Raw genomic sequence first — 22,881 nt, forward strand, 5'->3', positions numbered from 1 at the left:
AAGGAGTGGAAATCGGCGATGAACCAGTTCGCGATACTATACGGCGACCGCTTCACCCTCGCACCACGCTGAACGACACGAGGACAGATTCAGAAACCGCCCCACACACAAAAAACAGGACATCCCCCATGACGCATCACAAACGAGTTGTTCAGACCTTCCTTAACGCCACAGACCACCTCGACATGAGGCAAATCAAGCCTGATGTCACTCATGACGAGCGCCAGGAGCAAACGCTGAAACTGAACCCGAATTGAATCCGATATCAGCAAAACACACCAAATTTTTCAACTAAAGTCTGTGTCCGAAAGGCCGAAATTGCTTCAACACTTGGTCTGAACGGCTCATGCATCCAGTCCTGTTTCAGACGCTGGCCCTGCTTCATAGGTTGTCTTGAATGAACACATTGCGCATACGAGATTGGTTGATGGTGCTGTCGGGCATGCTGATCGCCGCGCTGCTGGCGATTGGTGCACTCGGCCTGTGGCAAGGGCACCAGATGAGCGCCCTGCTCCAAACGATGTACGCCGATCGAGTGGTGCCGCTGAAGCAGATCAAGGCGGTATCAGATGCGTATGCGGTGCAGATCGTGGATGTGGTGCACAAGTTTGCCGACGGCTCGATCGATGGCCAAGAAGCCCTCCGACAACTGGACGTGGCACAAGGCACCATCCATTCACAGTGGCGAGCCTACACGTCCACGTTTCTGGTGCCGGACGAGAAACAGCTCATTGAGAAACTGACCCCATTGCGGGACAGGGTAGACGCCACCTTGCCACGCCTGCGTCAGGCCTTCGCCGACAACGACCGCGCGTTTGCCGACCAGTTTCGGGCCGGTGAGATGTACCCCATGTTTGATGCCATGCAGGGGGTGATCGGTGATCTGGTGAATGTTCAGTTGAGCATTTCTGAACAGATCAACGCCGAAGCGTATGCGCTGAAGCAGCGCTCGTTCTGGACATCGGCGGCCAGCATCGCGCTGGCCATCGTGGCGGCCATGGTCTTGTGTGCTTCGATCATCCGCCACCTCATGCGGTCGCTGGGCACGGAGCCCACCGAGCTCAAGGTGATTGCGCAACAGGTGGCCAGTGGAGATCTGCGACCTATCCAGCTTCAGTCTGCCGTGCCTGCTGGTAGCGTGCTGCAAGCGCTGGTGGACATGCAAGGCCATCTGGCCGCGCTGGTCAGCCAGATCCGAGATTGCAGTGAAGGCATCGCTACCGCATCGGCCCAGATTGCCATGGGCAACGCCGACCTCAGCCAGCGCACTGAAGAACAGGCCAGCAATCTGCAGCAGACGGCCGCATCCATGGAACAGTTGTCAGGCACCGTTCGGCAAAGTGCGGACACTGCCCTTCAGGCCAACCAACTTGCCAGCTCTGCGGCACAGGCTGCACAACAAGGCGGCCAACTGGTGGAAGTGGTGGTGCACACCATGCAGGACATCTCTACATCCTCACGTCGCATTGCAGACATCATTGGCGTGATCGACGGCATCGCCTTCCAGACCAACATCCTGGCGCTGAACGCTGCGGTTGAAGCCGCTCGGGCTGGTGAACAGGGACGTGGTTTCGCCGTGGTGGCCAGCGAAGTCCGCAGTCTGGCCAGCCGGTCGGCCTCAGCCGCCAAAGAGATCAAGTCCTTGATCAACGAGAGCGTGCAGAAGGTGGTGTCTGGCACCGACACCGTGAACCAGGCGGGAAGTGCCGTGAAGGACATCGTTGACCAGGTTCACCAAGTGAGCCACATGATCAGCCAGATCACCGGCGCGTCGTCAGAGCAGTCTCAGGGCATTGAACAGATCGGGCAGGCGGTGCAGCAGCTTGACCTGGTGACCCAGCAGAACGCGGCGTTGGTGGAGGAAACAGCCGCCGCGGCGGAAAGCCTGCGCCACCAGGCCATTGGATTGGTGTCGCTGGTGTCGCGCTTCAAAACGCTGCAAACCGCTTGAGAGACATCGCGTGTGACAGGGTTCCACGTTCGCCCCAGCATCCGCAACAAAAACGAGTCATTGACGCAAAAGTGAAAAATCACCCTTCACTTTGACCTAGGGAAGGTCTGCAAAACCCGCCGTCAAGGCGCGAGTCTTGCATGATGATGTCGTCAAGTTGATGCGTGGCGTAAGGACATGAAGCAAGTCAGCCTGGGATTGAACCTGTCGACCAAGAAGACGCGCGAGCGTGAGTTCCTGGAGCAGATGAACAAGGTGGTGCCGTGGGATGGCTCCATGTCGTTTCGTGTGGAAAGCAACACTGTCACTGGGGCATCGCCGGCGCGAACGGGCTGGCCGGCAGGTGCTTGAGCTTGGACATGCGCAGGTAGGCGATGGCGATGAAGTTCTGGCTCGTCCTGAAGCCGCGCGCGGCGCGCTTGGCCTGCTGCAGCAGCCCGTTCATCGCCTCGACGAAGGCGTTGCTGCGGTGATCGACCATGCCGCGCACCACCGCGTCGAACCGCTCCTTGAGCGTGGCGGCCAGCTTCTTGAACGGCTCGAGCCGACAGCGCCGCGCCCAGCTCAGCCAGGCCCTGAGGTCGGATGCGGCCTGTTCGATGCTGTTGTGCGCTGTGGCCCGCGCGTACACCTCGCGCAGCGCCATCTTCAGCCGCCACGCCCGCGCGCTTTTGAGCGTCGAGCGCTGCAGCCAGTGCATCGCCTGGATCTGGCGGGCGCTCCAGCTGCTGGGGTTGCGCCGCATGCCCCACAGCAGCTGCCTGAGCGTCTTACGCTGGCCAGTGCCCAGCGCGGCTCGCACCGCCTGCGCGTCGGTGGCCATCTCCGCGCGGCGCACCTGGTCCATCGCCTCGATGGCCATCGAGACGACGTGAAAGCGGTCGTAGCTGATCTGCGCCTCGGGCAGCGCCAGCGCCACGCCCTTGGCGTAGGCCGCGCTCATGTCCATGCACACGTGCCGCACCTGGGCGGGATCGCCGCCATGGGCCTTCAGATCCTCGGCGAACTCCACCACCGTGCGGTGCTCGCGCCCCTCGGTGGCCAACAGCAGCCGCTTGCGATCCAGGTCGTGCACGACGGTGATGTAGTGCTGCCCGCGCCGCAGGCTGGTCTCGTCGATGCCCACCGTGCGCACGCCGGAGAAGTCTTCCAGCGCACGCGCCTGCGCGACGTAGAACTCGATGCGCCGCCACAGCCGCTTGTCCTTGCAGCGCAGCAACTCGGCGGCCTGGCGCACCGGCAGGTCCAGGCACAAGGTCAGCGCCAGCGCTTCGAACGCCGCGGTGAAGCCCGAGCCCGGACGCGCCCAGGGCACGGCCACCTGCGTGGTCTTGCCGCAGGCACCGCAGGCCACGCGCGGCACGTCGCAATGCAGCCAGGCCTCGAACTGGAAGAAGTCCAGGTGCCGCCAGGATCGGCGCAGCCGGTCGTGCACCGGTTGCGTGGCCGCACCGCATGCCGGGCAGGCGAGCCTGCTGGTGTGGCAGCCGATCTCGAAGTCGATACGCCGCTTGGCGGTGTCGAGCCTGACGTCATCGACGACCCACGGCGGCTGCAAGCCCAGCGCGCTGGTGAACAGAGCTTCTACGGCAATGCCCATGGACTCATCCTCCTGATCAAACCCGCCTCGTGGACATGTGCACAGGCCGGCCAGCGGCGTGCACACATGCCCACCGGGCTCGACGACCAGGAGTCATTGTGACTGTTGGGTTCCACACGAAATGACGAAGGACCACGGATGGTGCTGCGGGCGATGAAGTCAGAGGGATTGATCGAATCGACTGGCAAGGGAAGAGGGGCAAAGTGGAAGCGCGTCACAGCAGGCACCTCGGATAGAGCAGCGGTTCTGGCGATTGACCGCAAGATGGATCAGTGAGGACTCTACATGGATAACGTTTTCCAGTTCCGCGACCAGCTCATCGAGCGATACGGCAGCTTTTCCCGCAGTTTCGTTCGCATCGCCGCACCTGATATCCAAGCCGAGGTCGAGCATCAATATGCGCAAGGCCGCTATTGGCCTGAACCGCTGGTGCAGATCAACCCGAATTATCAACGTCAAGGCACAGTGCAGGATCTGGTGGCGGAGGGGGTCCTGCATCCTGCCTGCGCAGACATCTTTCAGGTTGGGAAGACGGAAGGCAAACCAAGTCCCCTGCATCTTTACAAGCACCAAATGGAAGCCCTGGCCAAAGGCCAGGAACGCCAAAGCTATGTGGTCACAACCGGAACGGGGTCGGGTAAGTCCCTGTCCTTTTTCATCCCGATCATCGACCGCATTCTCAAGGCCAAGGACTCCGATGGCAAAGCACGTACCAGGGCCATTGTCATCTATCCGATGAATGCCCTGGCCAACAGCCAGCTGGAAGAACTCGACAAGTTTCTGCATGGCTATGCGCCAGAGCACCGACCCTTCACCGTCAAGCGCTACACCGGCCAAGAAAGCCAGACAGAACGCCGCGCCATCGCGGATGACCCGCCCGATATCCTGCTGACTAACTTCATGATGCTGGAGTACATCCTCACGCGCTTCGACGAAGTGGATCGGCGCGTGGTGGAACACTGCGAGGGACTTGAGTTCCTGGTGCTGGATGAGTTGCATACCTACCGTGGCCGTCAAGGGGCGGACGTTGCCTTGCTGGTGCGTCGCCTGCGAGAGCGCCTGAAAGCCGAGCAACTGGTCTGCATCGGTACGTCGGCCACCATGTCCAGCACAGGCAGCCAAGCCGACCGCAACCGCGTGGTTGCTGATGTAGCCAGCAAATTGTTTGGCACCCGGATCAGCGAGCATGACGTCATAGGCGAGACACTGGAGCGCGTCACTAACCAGCTCAAGGACGTCAACGCCATCCGCACCGAACTGCCGGCAACAATTTCACGAAATCAGGATGCTTGGGCTGACTTTGACGCGTTTCGCAATGATCCGCTGGCCATCTGGGTGGAATTGAATCTGGGCATCGAACTGCCTGCGGACGAGCCTCCAAGGCGCGCGAAACCCATGACCCTGGAAGAGGCCAGCCGCCGTCTTGCCGAAGATGCGGGCTGCCAGCCTGAAGCCGCTCGCGCCGCCCTGCAGCGCTTTCTGGTGGCTGCCCATGATGTGCGCACGCCCCAGGGCAGACCGCCTTTCGCGTTCAAGCTGCACCAGTTCATCAGTGGACCGGGCAAGGTGCTCACCACCTTGGAAGAGCGAGGCAAGCGCCATGTCACGCTCGATGCCCAGCGTTTCGCACCGGGGCGGCAGCAAGAGAATGTGCTGCTTTACCCCACGCATTTCTGCCGCGATTGCGGCCAGGAATACCTGCCTGTCTGGCGCGCACAGCAACCGGTCAGCTTCAGCCCGCGTGAAATCGACGATATCGCAGCAGAAGACGACACCGCCAGCTATGGCTTCCTGTGCCCACTGGTGCCCGGGCAGCAATACGGTGGCCTGCTTGAAGACCTGCCGGAAACCTGGATCGACCTCAGCCGAAGCGAGCCCAAAGTCAAGTCAGCCTACAAGAATGCCGTTCCCTATATGGTCACGGTCGATGCCAAAGGACAAATAGGCTCCGGGACGGAGTTCTGGTTCATTCCCGGAAAGTTCCGCTTCTGCCTGAACTGCGGCACGACACACGAAGCCCACGGCAAAGATGCCAACCGCCTCTCCAGTTTGTCCGGGGAAGGCCGTTCTTCGGCCACTACCATGATTACCCTGGCGGCCTTACAGCAACTGTTTGCACTTCCCGAGCCAGCTCCAGGCCAACCTGATCCGCGTAAATTGCTTGGGTTTACCGACAACCGCCAGGATGCAGCGCTGCAGGCGGGTCACTTCAACGATTTCATTTTCCTGTTGACGCTGCGTGCCGGCTTGATCGGCGCACTACAGGCAAGTGGCGGCCAGCTTGATGAAGAAAACCTGGCCGAAAGCGTATTCAAGGCCCTCGGCTTTCAAGGGGTCGATGAAGCCACCTTGGTGGAATATCTGCGCACTCCCAAGCTCATGGGGCTGGCACGGCAGGAAGCGCAACGCACCTTGCGATTCATTATTGCCTACCGGCTGCTGCGCGATCTACGGCGTGGCTGGCGCTTCAATAATCCGAATCTGGATCAGCTTGGCCTGTTGCAGATTCGGTACCGAGACCTGGCTGCCTTTAGCACTGACACCAGCATCTTTGCCGCAAACAGCACCTTGAACAAACTGACGGCGGAGCAGCGAGCAGTTCTGTACGAATTACTGTTCGACACGCTGCGCCGCCATCTGTGCCTGGAAAGCCGTTACCTCGACCCGGTTGAGCAGGACAAGGCACGTACCAGCGCCCACACCTATCTGAATGAACGCTGGGCCTTCGCTCCCGACGAAAAACTCGATACCGGCCGCTATCTCATCCTCGGCAAGCGCCCGGAATACAAGGGCAAGCCGCGCACCGACCTGGTGACGGGTGGCCCACGCTCCCGACTGTTGCGGCAAATCAAGACGGTCGCCTTCTGGCGCAACAGCGCATGCGCCAGCGAGGTAGCGCAGTGGAAAGATGCCGAGTGGGCTGTTCTGATCGAAGACATGCTCAAGGCAGCCAGCAACTATGGTTATGTGCAAAAACATGCCATTGATTCGCAGCTTGCTGGCTGGCGCCTGAACGCAGCTGCCCTCGAATGGTGCCTGATTGCCAATGAACCACCGGCAGAGAGTAATCGCATCAACCAGTACTTCCGTAGCTTGTATCTCAGTATTGCCGACTTGCTGCGTCAGCCGTCCCATCCGCTGTTTGATTTCGAGGCACAGGAACACACGGCCCAGGTGGATGCACCGCGCCGGCAACTGCTGGAGCAGCGTTTCCGTTACACAGAAAAAGACAGGCAGGACTGGGCGCAGAACCCGGCCCACGAAGCGCCGCTGGAGCGCCTGCCGGTGATGTTCTGCTCCCCCACCATGGAGCTGGGCGTGGATATCTCCGCACTCAACACCGTGTACCTGCGCAATGTGCCGCCGACCCCGGCCAACTACGCCCAGCGCAGCGGCCGTGCGGGGCGTTCGGGCCAGCAGGCGCTGGTCATCACCTACTGCGCGGCACTCAGCCCGCATGACCAGTGGTTCTTCCACAATGCCAGCGAGATGGTGCATGGCGTGGTACGCGCACCGACACTCGATCTGGCCAACCGTGACCTGATCGACAGCCATCTGCAAGCGGTCTGGCTGGCCAGCACCCAGGTGCCGCTGGACGACAGCATTGCACCCATGCTGGATCTTGATCGGCCTGGCAAACCACTGAAACAGCCCTTGCAGGAAGCGCTACAGGCACAGACCGTCCAGCAGCGGGCCTTGGCCAGTGCTAGTCGGGTCATCGATCAGCTTAAGGATGAGCTTGCAGGCAGCACCTGGTTCACGCCTGACTACGTACACCAGGTCATCGCCAATGCACCCAAGGCGTTCTCCGAAGCACTGGAACGCTGGCGCGTGTTGTTCGATGCAACGCGTCAGCAGATGGACATGGCGGATCGCATCGTCAAGAGCCATACCGCTTCGCACACCGAGCGCCAGAATGCCCAGCGCCGTTACGGCGATGCCGCGCGCCAGTACGCCGTGTTGCTCAAATCCGGTAATGGCCAGAACAACGACTTCTACACCTATCGCTACCTGGCCAGCCAGGGCTTCCTGCCAGGCTACAACTTCCCGCGCCTGCCGCTGATGGCCTGGATTCCTGCCCGAGGCGGCCAGACCGCCAATGGCAGGGACGACGAGGGCAGCATGGTCAGCCGTCCGCGTTTCCTGGCCTTGTCAGAATTCGGCCCTCGCAGCCTCATCTATCACCAGGGCCGCATGTACCGCGTGGTGCGAGCCAAACTCAACGTCGGCAATACAGACCACATTTCCGGTAGCAGCCAGTTGGCCACTATTGCCTCTCTGGTGTGCAGTCAGTGCGGCTACGGGCATCTCGGTGACCCGGGCGGCGAACAGCCGCTGGTCAATCGCTGCGAAAACTGTGATGCCTTGCTCACCGAGCACGATTGGGTGCGCGAGCTCTATCGCATCGAAACCGTGGAGACGGTAGCCACCGAGCGCATCTCCATCAACGACGAGGAGCGCCAGCGTCAGGGCTTCGAGTTGCAGACCACCTACCGTTTCCTGCCCGGGCCCGATGGCCAGATTCAGAAGCAGAAAGCCGAAGTCCGGCTGGGCGAAGAATTGTTGGGCGAACTTACTTATGCGCCTGCTGCGCAAATCTGGCGTATCAACCGCGGTTGGCGCAGGCGCAAGAACAAGGAGCAACTGGGCTTCTACATCAATCCCATTACCGGCACCTGGAGCAAGCAGGACGCACCGGATGCGGAAGACGACAACGGCAACGACGATGCCTTGCTGGAAAAGGTGCCGCCCCAGCGCATCGTTCCTTTTGTGGAAGATCATCGCAACCTGCTGATATTCACACCTCTACATGCCCTGTCGCTGGAGGCCATGGCTACCCTGCAGGCTGCTCTCAAGCGTGGCATCGAAATGACCTTCCAGATCGAGGAATCCGAGCTGGTGGTCGAGCCACTGCCCAAGGCAGATGAGCGCCGCGCCTTGCTGTTCTACGAAGCGGCCGAAGGCGGTGCGGGTGTGCTCACTCGCCTGGCAAATCATCGCGACGACCTTGCACTCGTCGCCAGCAATGCGCTGCAACTGATTCACTACCGCGCACCGCAGAGCGGCGTTTGGACGCTGGACGATCTGCCCTCACTGGAGCAGACCGATGAACTGGGCAATCATCAATGCGAGGCCGGCTGTTACCAATGCCTGCTCTCCTACTTCAATCAGCCGGATCACGAGCACATCAACCGCCGTAACGCGGATGCACTCAAGCTGCTGGTCGCGCTGGCCAATGCTCAGGTGCAGCCCGTAGCGAACAGCCCGGCCACCGTTGCCGCAACGACTTCAGAAGACGAGCTGCTCGACGCCTGGCTGTCCGCACTCCGCCAGGCCGGGGCTAGACAACCTGATGCGGTCAATGTACCCGTCAACAATGGCGCAGCCATCGCCGCAGCCCAGTACAAGGCATCTCGTGCGTTGGTGTTTCTGTCCGCAGTGGATGAGCAGACCGCCGCCGTGCTGCAGGACAAAGGCTGGCAGGTGCTCGATTTTTCGGACGCTTCACAGTGGCCACAACAGTTCGCCGCACACGCCGATGTATTCGGCCCCAAGGAATAAAGGTACATGACAACCCTTGAACACGACTTTCTGCCCGGCAGCCTGGTACGTGCCCGAGGCCGCGAATGGGTGGTGCAAAACGACTCCCGCCGCGACTGGCTGCGCCTGCGTCCATTGAGCGGCGCCGAGGACGAAAGCATCACCCTGATCCCAGAGTTGGAACTCCATCCCGTCGAACCAGCCTCCTTCGAATGGCCCGATCCCGCGCACGCCGGCAACCACGCCGCCGCGTTGTTGCTGCGCGATGCCTTGCGGCTGACACTGCGCTCCGGCGCCGGCCCATTCCGCTCCTTTGGCAATATCGCCGTGGAGCCGCGTGGCTATCAGCTGGTGCCGCTGCTGATGGCGCTGCGCCTGTCTACGGTGCGCCTGCTGATCGCTGATGACGTCGGCATCGGCAAGACCATCGAAGCCGGCCTGATCGCACGTGAGCTCATGGACCGTGGCGAGATCGCCCGCCTAGCCATCCTCTGCCCGCCACATCTGGTCGAACAATGGCAAAGTGAGCTGGAAAGCCGCTTCAACCTGCACGCCATCGCGCTGACCTCGGCTTCCGCGTCGCGCATCGAGCGTGATCTGCCACATGGCGTGCGCCTGTTCGACCATCATCCCGTGGTGGTCGTCAGCCTGGACTACATCAAGAGCGAACGCCACCGCGAACAGTTTCTTGCCGCTGCCCCTGAATGCATCATCGTTGACGAAGCCCACACGTGCGCCAGCAGTGGCGCCGGCAAGCAATTGCGCTTCGAGTTGCTGCAACGCCTTGCCCGTGACGCGCAGCGACACCTGATCCTGCTGACCGCCACTCCGCACTCCGGTGACGAAACCGCCTTCTACAACCTGCTGTCGCTGCTCGATCCCCGCTTTGCAGCGCTGCAAGGGCGCATGACGGCCGCCGATCCGCTGCGTCAGGAACTCGCCCGCCATTTTGTGCAACGCCGCCGCAAGGACATCGCCGAGTGGCAGGCCGAAACCCAAGATGGGCGGGGCTTCCCCCGCCGCATGAAAACCGAGCTCACCTACCAGCTCAGCGGCGAATGGGGTGCGTTCTTCGATGCCGTGCAGGACTACTGCCGGGAAATGGCGGAAGCCATTGAGCAGCAGGACACGCAGCAAGGTGGCGCCCGCCTGATCTGGTACGCCACTTTGGCCTTGCTGCGCTGTGTGGCCTCTTCGCCTGCGGCGGCCGTCAAGGCCCTGACCACGCGGCTGGAAGGCACCATGGCGGATGACGACTTGCTCAGTGACGAGCGCCTGCACGATGGCGAGGCCGACGATCTCACGGGCAGTGATCTGGAGCCGCCCGCCCAAGTGCAGGACGCCAGCCGCCTGCGCGACCTCATTGCCGAAGCACAGCGCCTGTCCGGCAAGAAGGGCGATCCCAAGCTGGCCGCGCTCATCCGGCACATTGGTTCATTGCTTGAAGATGGCTATCACCCCGTGGTGTTCTGCCGCTATGTCGCCACCGCCCATTACGTGGCCGAGCACCTCAAGGCCGCCTTTCCCAAGGCTACTGTCGATGCCGTCACCGGCGAGCTCACCCCGGAAGAGCGCCGTGAGCGCGTGGAAGATATGGAAGAGGCCGGGCGACGCATCCTTGTCGCCACCGACTGTCTTTCCGAAGGCATCAACCTGCAGCATCTGTTCACCGCCGTCGTCCATTACGATTTGGCCTGGAACCCGACACGCCATGAGCAACGCGAAGGCCGCGTTGACCGTTTTGGCCAGCAGGCCGACGAAGTCCGTTGCACCATGCTCTACGGGCAGGACAACCCGGTCGATGGTTTTGTGCTCAACGTCATCCTGCGCAAGGGCGAAACCATCCAAAAGGAACTGGGCGTGCTGGTGCCCCTCCCTGAGGACGAAGCCCGCATCAACCAGGCCCTGGTCAAGGCTGCTCTCATGCGGCGCAGCGACAGTAGCATGGCCCCGCGGCAAGCCAGTTTCGATTTCGGCGAATCCGAGCAACTGCTGGCGCCGTTGCAGGCCCAATGGCAGGACGCCCTGGAAAAAGCCAAGGCCAACCGCACCGTCTTTGCTCAGCGCCGCATCAAGCCCGACGAGGTATTGCCGGAGTGGCATAAACAGCAACAAGCCCTGGGCACCCAGGCCGATGTACAGCGTTTCCTGCAAAGCGCCTGCGTGCGCCTCGGATCGCCTCTGGAAATGAGCCGCAAGCAGGCCCGCTTCCTGCCCCAGCATCTGCCCGAAGCCCTGCGCCAGCGTCTAGCCGACGAAGGCATCAACAAACCGCAAAGCATCGACTTAGCCGAACTGCACCGCAGCCACCCACTGGTCGGCCTGCTGGCGCAGCACTTGCTGGAAGATGCCCTCAGCAGCGAACGTCCGCTGGCCGCCCGTTGTGCTGCCACGCTGACCGACGACGTCGATGTTGTCACCACGATCTATCTGCTGCGCTTGCGCCATCAGCTCAGCTACGTGCGCCGTCGCGAGCCTTTCCAGATGATGGCCGAGGAGACCGTGGCCCTGGCCGTGCGTGGCCGTGCCAATCCGCAATGGCTGGCCGATGACAGCGTGAACCGCCTGCTCGAATGCACGCCCAGTGGCAACCTGCCCGCAGAAGCCGTGCAACGCGAGGTGTGCGCCGCGCTCGATTTCCTCGCCGCGCATCCCCAACCACTGCAAGCCCTGGCAGAGCAACGCGCCCAAGCCCTGTTGGCCGACCACGAGCGCGTACGCGCCGCCGCCCGCGACGTGGGCCACCACAGCGTCAGCCCCTGCCTGCCAGTGGATGTGATGGGTGTGTACGTGCTGCTGCCCGACTCGCTATAAGCCTCGGCCTAAAGAAGAACAACCATGAAACGCATCCGCAAGACCCAGGCCACGCTGGATTTGCCCACTCTCAAGCTTGAAGGTGGCCTGTTCCTGCCCGACCAACTGGAAAAAGCCGCCCAGGGCCGCGCCAGCGCCCAGAGCGAGGCCGATTACGGCACGCCCAAGGGCGTCAAGCTCAAGGACGAATACAGCCGCGCCTTCCAGATCGCCTGCGCCCAGTGGCAGCACTTCGCCGCGCAGATGGAGCGCGCCGACGTCGATGCCGCCCAGCTCACCACCGCTTTCGTGCACGAACTGCTGCGCGATGCCTTCGGCTACGCCACCCTGCAAGCCACTTCGGCACAGTCGGTGGGGGAACTGCGCTACCCCGTCAGCCTGACGAACGGCAGCCTGCCCGTACTCGTTGCCCCGTATTCCCTGGGGCTGGACGAGGCCGACGCGCACTTTGCCGTGCAGGGCGGCGGCAGTCGCAGGAAGGCCCCCTTCCAGGCCATGCAGGAGCTGCTCAACGCCAGCCCCGATCACCTCTGGGGCATCGTCAGCAACGGCAAGCAACTGCGCCTGTTGCGCGACGCCGCCAGCCTCACCCGCCCCAGCTTTCTCGAAGTCGATCTGGCCGACCTGCTGGGCGGCCAGCGCTACGCCGAATTCGCCAACGTCTGGCGCCTGCTGCATGCCAGTCGTGCGCCCGGTCACCGTGTACAAGGAGCTGAAACCTGCATCTGGGAACAATGGCGCAGCGAAGGCCAGCAGGAAGGCACCCGCGTACGCGATGGCCTGCGCGATGGCGTCGAGCAGGCGCTGCTGACCTTCGGTCAGGGCTTCCTGCAACACCCCGACAACCACGCCCTGCGCACCGCCCTGCATGACGGCACACTCAGCAAGGACGCCTTTTTCCAACAACTGCTGCGCCTGGTCTACCGGCTCATCTTCGTCTTCACCGTGGAAGAGCGCGGCCTGCTGCATCCGCAGGACGATAGCGCCGAAGCACAAGCCGCTCGCCGAGCCTATGCCGAAGGCTATGCCCTGATCCGCCTGCGCGAGCTGTGCCTCAAACGCCGTGCCCGCACTCGGCACGACGACCAGTGGCAGGCCATCCGCATCGTCTTCCGTGGCCTGGCACAAGGCGAGCCGCGTCTGGCCTTGCCCGCCCTGGGCGGCCTGTTCGCTCCCGCGCAATGCCCAGATCTGGATGCCGCCAGCCTGGACAACGCCCACCTGCTGGCCGCCCTGCAACATCTGCGCTGGGCCAAGCCGACCGGCGCGCAAAGCCTGGTGCCGGTGGACTACCGCAACATGGGCCCGGAAGAACTGGGCAGTGTCTACGAAAGCCTGCTGGAACTGGTGCCCGCCATCGACCTGCCCGCCCGCACCTTCGGCTTCGTCGGCCGCACCGAGGAAGGCAGCACCGCCGGCAACGCCCGCAAGCTCACCGGCAGCTACTACACCCCCGACAGCCTGGTGCAGGAGCTGATCAGGAGCGCGCTCGACCCCGTCATCGAACAACGTCTGGCAGCCAACCCGACCAACCCCACCGAGGCACTGCTGGCCATCCGCGTCATCGACCCGGCCTGCGGCAGCGGCCACTTCCTGCTCGCCGCCGCCCGCCGTCTGGCCGAAAAACTGGCCCTGTTGCGCAGTCTCGAAGGCGGACAGGAGGGTGCCATCCAGCCGCAGGACTACCGCCACGCCCTGCGCGAGGTGGTAGCTCGCTGCATCTTCGGGGTGGACCGCAACCCCATGGCCATCGAATTGGCGCGCATGGCACTGTGGCTGGAGAGCTATGAGGAAGGCCGCCCGCTGGGCTTTCTCGACCACCACTTGCAAGTGGGCGACGCCTTGCTCGGCCTGACCGACCTGAACGCGCTCGAACAAGGCATTGCCAAGGATGCCTTCAAGCCCTTGAGCGGCGACGACAAGGACGTTTGCAAGGAGCTGGCCAAGGCCAACGCCGCCGGTCTCAAGCAAATAGACAAGGATCTGAACCGAAAACAGATGCTGCTGGGCGTGGACAACCGCAGCGGCCTCGATGCCCTGCGCGCCATCGAAACCCTGCCCGCTGACACCCCGGAGCAGGTGGCCGCCAAGGAACAGGCCTGGCGCCGCTTTCTGGAAGACTCCGCCCACAGCCCGCTGGCCCACGCCGCCGATGCGCTGGTGGGCGCCTACCTGCTGCCCAAGACGGAAGACACGGCAGAAACCGTGCCCACCAGCATCACCCTGCATGCGCTGCTGACCGACCCGCAACGCGCCCAGACCGAGCACGCCGCGCCCATCGCCGCCGCACGCGCGGCCTGCGAACAGGCGCGCGCGTTCCACTGGCCGCTGGCCTTCCCGCAGGTGTTTGCGCAGGGCGGCTTCGACTGTGTGCTGGGCAATCCGCCGTGGGAGCGCATCAAGCTGCAAGAAGAAGAGTTCTTCGCCTCCCGCCACCGCGATGTGGCGCAAGCCCGCAACAAGGCCGAACGCGCCCAGCGCATTCAGTGGCTCAGCGAGGGCATGCTGGCGCGCCACCTGTACCCCGATCTGGCCCACGAAGCACACGAGGACGAAGCCGAAAAACGCCTCTACCGCGAATTCGTCACCGCCCGCCGCACGGCGGAAGCCGCCAGCGTGTTCGCCCATGTGAAAGGCGCCGACGGCGGCCGCTATCCACTGACCGGCGTGGGCGATGTGAACACCTACGCGCTGTTTGCCGAAACCATCCTGCAAATCCATGCCGACAGCGGCCGCGCCGGCTTCATCGTGCCCACCGGCATTGCTACCGACGACAGCACCAAGGCGTACTTCGGCCACATCACCCAGAACCGGCGGCTGGTCAGCCTGTACGACATTGAGAACCGCGACAAGCTGTTCCCCGCCGTCGATAGCCGCATGAAGTTCTGCCTACTCACCTTGGGTGCGGCGGAACGGGCCGAGTTCGTCTGCTTCGCAACCCAGGTCAGCCAACTGGCCGACCCGCGCCGCCGCTTCACCCTGACGCCCGAGGAATTCCGCCTTATCAACCCCAACACGCTCACCTGCCCGGTGTTCCGCAGCGAGCGCGACGCGGAACTGACCAAGAAGCTCTACCGCGCCGCCCCGGTCCTGATGCGCGATGCCGTGATCGCAGGCGAGGGCAAGCAGGCCAAGGTGGTGGAACCCGCGCAAAACCCGTGGGGCATTTCGTTCATGCGGATGCTGGACATGGCGAACGACAGCCATCTGTTCAAGACCGAGCCAGCCCCCGACCGCCTGCCGTTGTACGAGGCCAAACTGATCCACCAGTTCGACCACCGCTGGGCCACCTACACGCCAGACGGCAACAGCCGCGATGTCACGCCGGCGGAAAAGGCCGACGCGGCTTTCACCGTCACCCCGCGCTACTGGGTGCAAGCCCGCGAAGTCTGGCTGCGCGTCGCCCGTCTGCCCGATGGCTTGCTGAAGGCCCTCAAGGACGGCAACACCCAGGCTGCCGTGCTGTGTGTCACCCAGTTGCTGTTCGGGCGCTACCTGGCCGAACAGCGTCGCGCCCATCCCGGCATGGGCATCTATCCCGCGTGGAAAGCATTTGTCGCCCAGCATCCCTATGCCTGCGCCATCGTCCCCACATCACTGGGGTTCGTCGGGGATAACCCCCCATGCCTGCAACCGCTGAACGATGACTACCTGCCCGCCGAAAGCGAAGTCAGGGTGCAGCCCTACACGCCCGGCGCCCGCAACGCCACCGCCTGGTACGCCACCGACCCCGACGCTGAGCGCGCCATACTGGCGCTCGCCGCCGACTATGGCCATCTGCCGGCGTCGGAGGCCCCCCTAACGGACGAACCTGCTGTACTCACCCTGGCTGAACGCTGGCTGCAGGCCGCCTGCCCGCAGTGGCTGATGGGTTGGCGAGATATCACCAATGCGACCAATGAGCGCACAGTCATTGCGTCGGTGGTGCCGTTGGCTGGCGTTGGCAATCAAATGCCATTGATGCTGTTCCCCGAAGGGGGAAACCGTGCACGATTCGCTGCGCTGCTCGCCAACCTGTCTGCGCTGGTCTTTGACTTTGTGGCACGCCACAAGACAGGCGGCACGCACATGAATTACTTCATCTACAAACAGCTTCCTGTATTGCCCCCAGACCGCTACACCGAAGCTGACCTCGACTTCATCGTCCCGCGTGTACTGGAGCTGACCTACACCTCCCGGGATTTGCAGCCCTGGGCCGAGGAATTGGTGAGCGCATGGAAAACGGAAACCGGCGACTGGAAGCCCGGCACCCCCGAGGCGATCCGCCGCACGCCCTTGACCCCATTCCCCTACGACCCCAACCGCCGCGCCACCCTGCGCGCCGAACTCGACGCCTACTACGCCAGACTCTACGGCCTTACCGAGGAAGAACTGCGCTACATCCTCGACCCTACCGACGTCATGGGCGAAGACTACCCCAGCGAAACCTTCCGCGTGCTCAAGAACAAGGAACTGAAGGAGTTCGGCGAATACCGCACGCAAAGGCTGGTGCTGGAGGCTTGGGGGCGCTTGGAACAAGCGTCACCGGCCATCATTCCGCAAGCCCAACCCGCTCGCCCGAGCACACCATTCCGTACCTATGCAGCGGGCTACACACCTGCTACCGAAGCTGAAGACTGGCTCGCGGGATTAGTCTGCGACATTCTCCTTCAGGCAGGTACTTGTGATGATGTTCGCCTGCGCCAGATTCTGCTGGCAGACCTGCCGGAGCATATTCCGCACAGGGAGCTTCTGAGCGAGTGGCTGCAGCCGGTCAAGAACGAGCGGTGGTCACATATCTGTGCCTGGCTGCGCAGCCTGTTGGGGGTGCCGACCACAGAACCTCTGTCTATCCGTGATGCGAAAGGTCTGGCACAGGTGCTGGGCGACATCCGTACAGCATCGCTTGCCAGCGCCTTGATTGACGCAAGGCAACAACAGGAGTTGGCGTTGGAGCAGGCATTGGTCGTACCAGAAACGCCCATGCAAACGGAAGGTCTGCAAAAAAGGGGATAAGGGATGAACGCTGTCGGTATGCCAGAACCATTTTCTACAAAGCCTCGCCTATGGGTAGAGACGTTGTGGCTACTGGAGTCACTGACAGCGGATGAGCCCTTGCGTGAAATATCGCTGCGTCGCGGCCTCAACCTGATCGTATCGCCACCAGGAAAAGGCAGCTCTGGGCATGGCGTGGGAAAAACCGCTTTTTGCCAATTGCTGCGGTTCGCACTGGATGACCCCCTCTGGTCCGAGGGGTCAGCCTTGCGCGATGAACTGCTGCAAAGCGAGGATTTGAAGGAGGGGGCTGTTGCCGCCCGTGTGCATATTGGCGGGGAAGTATGGACAGTCTTGAAGCCGTGGCGACACCAGAAGATGTACCGCGCTTCCCGTCATGCGGATTGGCGGCAGCTGGTCGCAGGTAACGCTGAGAACGAATACCACGCTTACCAGAATGCACTGCGACAGCATTTTGTCGAAACCTTGCCGGTTCAGGAGCTGCCTGGCTCCGGGCAGCCTATTGAATGGCACCACATTCTGGCCTGGTGCTCCCGTGACCAGAACGCCCGATACCAGCATTACTTCCAATGGCGTGCGGAAGGTGTCCGGTTCAGTTTGCCGGCGAAGTCGCCATTGGCTCTCATACAGATCGTATTAGGTATGCTGCACGACGCCACGACGCTGCGTGATCTGGATAGCGCAGCAAAAGCGGTAGAAACCCATAAGGCGAGACTGGATCAGCTGCGAGAGGAACCTGCGCGTTTGCTGAACCATGTGCGCCGGCAATTGGCCAACCGCCTTGAAGCGCCAATCAATACACCCTTCCGGCAGGAAGGATTGATCGAGCATCCCAACCTGATTGGTATCGCCAGGCAACGCCACGAAGCCTATCAACAGGAATTGCTATCAATTGAGGAAGAGCGAAAAGCGCTTGCACACGAGCGCATGCACTTGCTGGAAAAGCTTGCGCCGCTGAAATCCAGGCTGGGTGTCATTGTCAATGAAATCGCCCAGATGGAAGCGTTGATTGCTGGCGATATCGAGCGGTTAGAGGCGTTGCAGAACGAAGCAGCATCATTGCAAAAGAACCTCTCCAACCATTGCGACGCAGGAAATCGCCTGCTCGGGGAGTGTCACTATGTTACTCAGCGCATCGAACTGGTTCAGATTGACCGAAAGCAACGCACCCTGCTTCATCAGCAAACCAAAGAGTCCCTTGAGCGCAGTTTGATTCCGCTGCGCCGCCGCAGGGATGAGCTGAGCAATGAGATCGCTCCACTGGATAAAGCACTTGCCGCTATTGATGGAAGAAGTGCTGATATGGACCAGAGGTACGCCCAAGCAATGGTGGCTGATCAGCTGCTCACGGAGGCTATCGAGAGCTACGAATATTATGAAAGCCTTGCCTCTGGAAAGTCACAATCAACCGAAATGGATGCGTTACAACGCAAGCTGGATGAACATCGGCGTCGTTGCAATCAGTTGAAGCTACAGCTCGAACAACAGCGCCAGATGGTAGCGGGGCGCCGCCAGGCAATCAGCGACGCCATGATGGCTGTTGCCAGATCACTGCCTTCCTTCACGTGGGGCGTTTTCAACGATCAAGAAGAACACCGCAATCACCCCTTCCGAATGGGGCCGAGACACTCGACCACCTACAAAGTTCTGGAGATTCTCGCAGGTGATGTGGCCTGCTTGCTCGATAGCACTCAGGAGCAAAGCTTCCATCCCGGGTTTCTATTGCACGATTCTCCCCGCGAAGCGGAGATGAGCGAAGACATACTCTGGGCATTGCTCGAACATGTCGCAAAAAAAGGTGGAGACTCGTTGCAATACATCGTCACCACTTCAACTGAACCACCTGAATCACTCCAGATTTATGAGCGGCACAGGCTCTCAACAGAGGGCGTGGACGGACTTCTTTTCCGTAAGCGCTTGGGTGCAGAACAGGCAACGATGGCATGAACCCCCTGCAACGCACCCTCATCGAAAAAGCCGGCCACGACAATGGCTTCGAGCACGCGCTATCCCCGACTGGCGACGCGGTGACACTGGCTTCGGCCCGTCATCGCAGTCAGGCAGTGGTGACAGCATTGACCCAAGGCTTTGAGGTGCACTTTCAGCCGGCCACGCCCGCACTGTTGCCGGAGTTGCTGCGCAGCTTCCAGCCCTGGGCTGCCGCTGGTGATGTGTTTTGTGTGCCCGCCCTGGCTGATCTGGCCGCCCTGCTGCGCCGTGCAGCCAGTCTGTCGCAGGCCTTGCCGAACCAGGCGGTGCGCGACTACCACGCTGCCGTGGCGCAAGCGGTGGAAGCGATGCCTGCCGAAGCCCGGGGCACGGAAGTCGAACGCCTGGTGCGCCAGCGTGTGGGACAGGCGCGTTACCGCGATGCCTTGCTCGCTTACTGGGGTGGTGCCTGTGCGGTAACCGGCATCAATGTGCCTGAGGTGCTGCGTGCCAGCCATGCCAAACCCTGGGCCGAGTGCGCCGATGATGCCGAGCGGCTGGATGCCTTTAACGGTTTTCTGCTGGTGGCCAATCTGGATGCGTTGTTTGATCGCTTTCTGATCAGTTTCGACGATACCGGACACCTGATGACCAGCCCTCGCCTGTCCGCAGGCGATCTGCAGGGGCTTGGCATTCATCCGGGCATGAGGCTGCGCTGGCTGGCCAGCGAGCACCTGCACTATCTGCAATGGCACCGCGAGCGCTTCCTGCTCGCATCCTGATCGAGGAAATAGCATGGCCAAGGCCGAAGCAAGCGTTGAAGAACTGGTTTCCATGATCGAGCGCGGCGAGCTGCGCTTGCCGGAAATGCAGCGCCAGTATGTGTGGCGTTCCACGCGGGTGCGCGATTTGCTGGACTCGCTGTATCGCGGCTACCCATCGGGCGCCATCCTGCTTTGGGAAACGGATGAAGCCGTACCGCTGCAGGATTTCGCGGTCAGCCAGAGCACGAACCCCTACCAAAGCACGCGGCTTCTGCTGGATGGTCAGCAGCGTCTGACATCACTCTCGGCCGTCATTCGCGGCGAGCCGGTGTCGGTGCGCGGCCGTCGTCGGCCCATCGACCTGTTGTTCAACCTCGAGCATCCCGACCAACTGGCGGTTGTGACCGAAGTGGAAGAAAACGGTGGCGATGAGGAGGATTTCGATGAGGACGGCGAACTGATCGGTGACGAGACGGACTCGACCGAGGACGAACTGCTCAAGCGCTTCAACAAGATGACCTTCGTGGTGGCAACCCGCAAGCTGGAGCAGTTGCCGCAGTGGGTGAAGGTATCCGAAGTCTTCAAGACCGACAGCGATGCGCCTTTCCTCAAACGTGCGGGCATCAGTGGCTTTGACGATCCGCGTTACGAGAAGTACAGCCAGCGCCTGGCCCGGCTGCGAGGCATCCGCAAGTACGTTTACCGGATGGATGTACTGGAGCGCACGCTTTCATATGACGAGGTCACGGAAATCTTCGTTCGCGTGAATTCATTGGGCGCCAAGCTGCGCAGTTCCGACCTGGCGCTGGCGCAGATCACCGCCAAATGGCGGCACTCGCTGCAGACCTTCCTGGACTTCCAGCGTGCTTGCGCCCAGAACGGTTTCGAGCTGGATCTGGGTTTGCATCTGAAGAATTTGGTGGCCTTTGCCACCGGGCAATCCCGTTTTCTGACCGTCGGCAGTCTGACCCTGGACGTACTGCAGCAAGCGTGGAAAGAAGCCTGCGAGGGAATGGAATTTGCCCTCAATTTCGCACGCAGCAATCTGGGTATCGACAGCCCTGCCTTGCTGTCATCGCCCTTCTTACTGGTGGTACTGGCCTACTTTGGACACCGCCGCGACTATGCCCTCAGCACGGAAGAGGCGCAGCAGTTGCGCTACTGGGCCTTGGCCGCCAATGCCAAAGGCCGTTTCTCCCGGGGTTCCAGTGAGACCATTCTGGATCAGGATTTGGCGACCATCCGCAATGGCGGCGGCGTCAATGAACTGATCGACCGGCTGCGTCTGCAGTTCGGCCGCCTTGAGATCACGCCGGAAGAGCTGGAAGGGCGCAACCAGCGCAGCGCGCTGTTCAAGACCATGTTCCTGGCGTTTCGTGCGGCAGGCGCCAAGGATTGGCGCAGCCACCTGGCCATTGCGCTGGACCACTCGGGCAGTCAGCACCGCTTGCAGTTTCATCACATTTTCCCCAAGGCATTGCTGCGCGGCAGCTACACCCCCCGCGAGGCCGACGACATCGCCAACCTGGCTTTCATCGGCGGCAAAACCAATCGTACGATCAGCGACAAAGCGCCTGTGACCTACCTGTTGCCGCTGGTGGCACAGCACGGTGCGGCACCATTCGCGGCACAGTGCATCCCGGTGGAGGAGGAACTGTTGGTACTGGATCAGTACAAGGCGTTCTTGCAAGAGCGCCGTAAACGCATCGCGGCGGCACTGAATGCTTTCATCCATGCGGTCGCTTGAACTGTCAGCGCCACCTTGTTGCCACACTGTGACCCACATGTCGCCACAATGCTGCCGCCATGTTCAACACAATGTTGACACGCTGTTCACCACATTGACGCCACTTTGTGCACACAGTGTTGCCACCATGCCTGACACATTCCGGGCGGGACGCAGCCTGAGAGTCGCTTGTCCCCGGCGCGATGAGCACATTCTTTGTGCTGGCTCGCGAGAGCACAAAGAATGAGGCCGCTGGGCTCGATTTCGCCAGAAATCGGGCGCGGCGGCGTGGGGACAACGAATGGTCGATGCGTCCAGCCTGCACCTTATGAAACCCCGCTGCGGCCATGCGCCGGGTTGCCGCCCTGTGCGGCTGGCGGGTGAGAGCATGCCGCACAGGGCATGCCTGCTCGGTGGTGGGGGACCGGCCCGCCCTGGCATACCGTCCTTGAAGATTTGAGTCACATCAATCGGCCAGCAGGTCGCTGGATGTAGACTCTTGACTTTCGGCATTAGGCGCAATATCTTGCAAAGTCTTGCAAGAACTTCCTCGAGCGAGGCCGCGTGACGACGGAACTTGTGGGGTAGTATGACAGCGCGCCAGCAGGCGATCTTCACACTCGACGAGTTGGCTGCCTACTTGAAAGTCGGCAAGCGGACGCTCTACCGGCTCGCCGCGCACGGGGAAATTCCAGCCTTCAAGGTCGGCGGGACGTGGCGGTTTCGTCAAAGTGAAATCGATCAATGGATCAATGATCAGACCCAAGCAGGCAGAAAGAAGGAGGTGATACGCACAGATGAGCAGCCAAAGTCAGCGAAACATCCCGTGTCGCCTGGGCGCGCTGTCCGTCGCCGCAGGCAAACGGAGTGAGCGAGATTCTTCAATTTTTCTTCTGGAGGTGTGACATGGACATTGATTTCAAGAAGTTGGCTCCCTGGAACTGGTTCAAGAAAGAGCAGGAAGAACAACAGAGCACTGCCTCGCTGCCGGTGCAGCGCAATGACCTGCCGGTGGCGGGTGGGCCGGTCAGCCCCCTCCTGCAATTGCATCGCGAGATCGATCGCCTGTTCGACGACGCGTTTCGAGGCTTCGGTTTCCCGACGCTGGCCATGCCACGCTGGCCGTCGGAGTGGCCGGGCTTGCTGAAACCGGCGCTGGACATCCAGGAGACCGACAAGCAGTACAAGATCGCCCTGGAACTGCCCGGCGTCGAGGAAAAAGACATCCAGATCACGCTCGACAACGACGTGCTGCTGGTGCGCGGTGAAAAGCGTCAGGAGCAGGAAACGAAAGACGGCGGTTTCCACCGGGTGGAGCGCTCCTACGGCAGCTTTCAGCGCATTCTGAACCTGCCGGCCGATGCCAACCAGGACACGATCAAGGCCGCTTTCAAGAACGGCGTGCTCACGATCACGATGGACAAGCGCGAGGCCAGTACGCCCAAGCAGGGGCGCTCGATCCCGATCAACGGCTGACGCGGGGCAGCGCGTTTTTCTCAAAAACCACAAAGAGATGAGGCACCGTGATCTGCGGTGCCTCGCCCAGTTAACCCTCTCAGGA

11 protein-coding genes are annotated in these 22,881 nt (G+C 61.7%); 10 read left to right on the plus strand and 1 reads right to left on the minus strand.

All coding sequences use genetic code 11. The features are described 5' to 3' along the window. Together Tfont_RS14550 and Tfont_RS14955 are read left to right on the plus strand one after the other, a co-directional pair. On the plus strand, window positions 1-257 hold a 257-nt coding region (locus Tfont_RS14550), incomplete at its 5' end, for a hypothetical protein (RefSeq protein ID WP_221934281.1). Window positions 258-397: 140 nt separating this feature from the next. Then, window positions 398-1,951, plus strand: coding sequence for a methyl-accepting chemotaxis protein (locus tag Tfont_RS14955; RefSeq protein ID WP_143969062.1), 1,554 nt, complete (start codon window positions 398-400; stop codon window positions 1,949-1,951). Between the two features lie 304 nt (window positions 1,952-2,255). Here the strand turns inward: Tfont_RS14955 and Tfont_RS08150 are convergent, their stop codons facing one another. Further along, on the minus strand, window positions 2,256-3,551 hold the full coding sequence (locus tag Tfont_RS08150) for an ISL3 family transposase (RefSeq protein ID WP_143969063.1): 1,296 nt from the start codon (window positions 3,549-3,551) through the stop codon (window positions 2,256-2,258). Between the two features lie 285 nt (window positions 3,552-3,836). Here Tfont_RS08150 and Tfont_RS08160 point away from each other — a divergent pair, with 285 nt between their 5' ends. From Tfont_RS08160 to Tfont_RS08200, 8 genes are all read left to right on the plus strand, one after another. Continuing rightward, entirely contained in the window at window positions 3,837-9,113 is a 5,277-nt protein-coding gene (locus tag Tfont_RS08160; protein ID WP_143969064.1) for a DEAD/DEAH box helicase, read from the plus strand. A 6-nt stretch (window positions 9,114-9,119) separates the two neighbouring features. Continuing rightward, window positions 9,120-11,906 carry a helicase-related protein gene (locus Tfont_RS08165; RefSeq protein WP_143969065.1) on the plus strand — a complete coding sequence of 929 codons (2,787 nt, stop codon included), beginning with the start codon at window positions 9,120-9,122 and terminating at the stop codon, window positions 11,904-11,906. A gap of 24 nt (window positions 11,907-11,930) precedes the next feature. Continuing rightward, a complete protein-coding gene (locus Tfont_RS08170; protein WP_260682322.1) occupies window positions 11,931-16,901 on the plus strand; it encodes an Eco57I restriction-modification methylase domain-containing protein in 4,971 nt (1,656 codons plus the stop codon). Window positions 16,902-16,904: 3 nt separating this feature from the next. Next, complete coding sequence (locus Tfont_RS08180) at window positions 16,905-18,848, plus strand: coiled-coil domain-containing protein (protein ID WP_143969066.1); 1,944 nt, start codon at window positions 16,905-16,907, stop codon at window positions 18,846-18,848. Continuing rightward, window positions 18,845-19,612, plus strand: coding sequence for an HNH endonuclease (locus Tfont_RS08185; RefSeq protein WP_143969067.1), 768 nt, complete (start codon window positions 18,845-18,847; stop codon window positions 19,610-19,612). The genes Tfont_RS08180 and Tfont_RS08185 overlap by 4 nt, the downstream gene beginning before the upstream one ends. A 13-nt stretch (window positions 19,613-19,625) precedes the next feature. Continuing rightward, window positions 19,626-21,341, plus strand: coding sequence for a GmrSD restriction endonuclease domain-containing protein (locus Tfont_RS08190; RefSeq protein ID WP_143969068.1), 1,716 nt, complete (start codon window positions 19,626-19,628; stop codon window positions 21,339-21,341). Between the two features lie 568 nt (window positions 21,342-21,909). Further along, the gene (locus Tfont_RS08195; RefSeq protein ID WP_143969069.1) at window positions 21,910-22,191 is read left to right on the plus strand and encodes a helix-turn-helix domain-containing protein; all 282 of its coding nucleotides are present in this window, start codon (window positions 21,910-21,912) and stop codon (window positions 22,189-22,191) included. 35 nt (window positions 22,192-22,226) lie between these two features. Further along, window positions 22,227-22,796, plus strand: coding sequence for an Hsp20/alpha crystallin family protein (locus Tfont_RS08200; protein ID WP_143969070.1), 570 nt, complete (start codon window positions 22,227-22,229; stop codon window positions 22,794-22,796). The last annotated feature ends 85 nt before the right edge of the window (window positions 22,797-22,881 follow it).

It is taken from the genome of Tepidimonas fonticaldi, from assembly GCF_007556755.1.
Lineage (GTDB): Bacteria > Pseudomonadota > Gammaproteobacteria > Burkholderiales > Burkholderiaceae_C > Tepidimonas > Tepidimonas fonticaldi.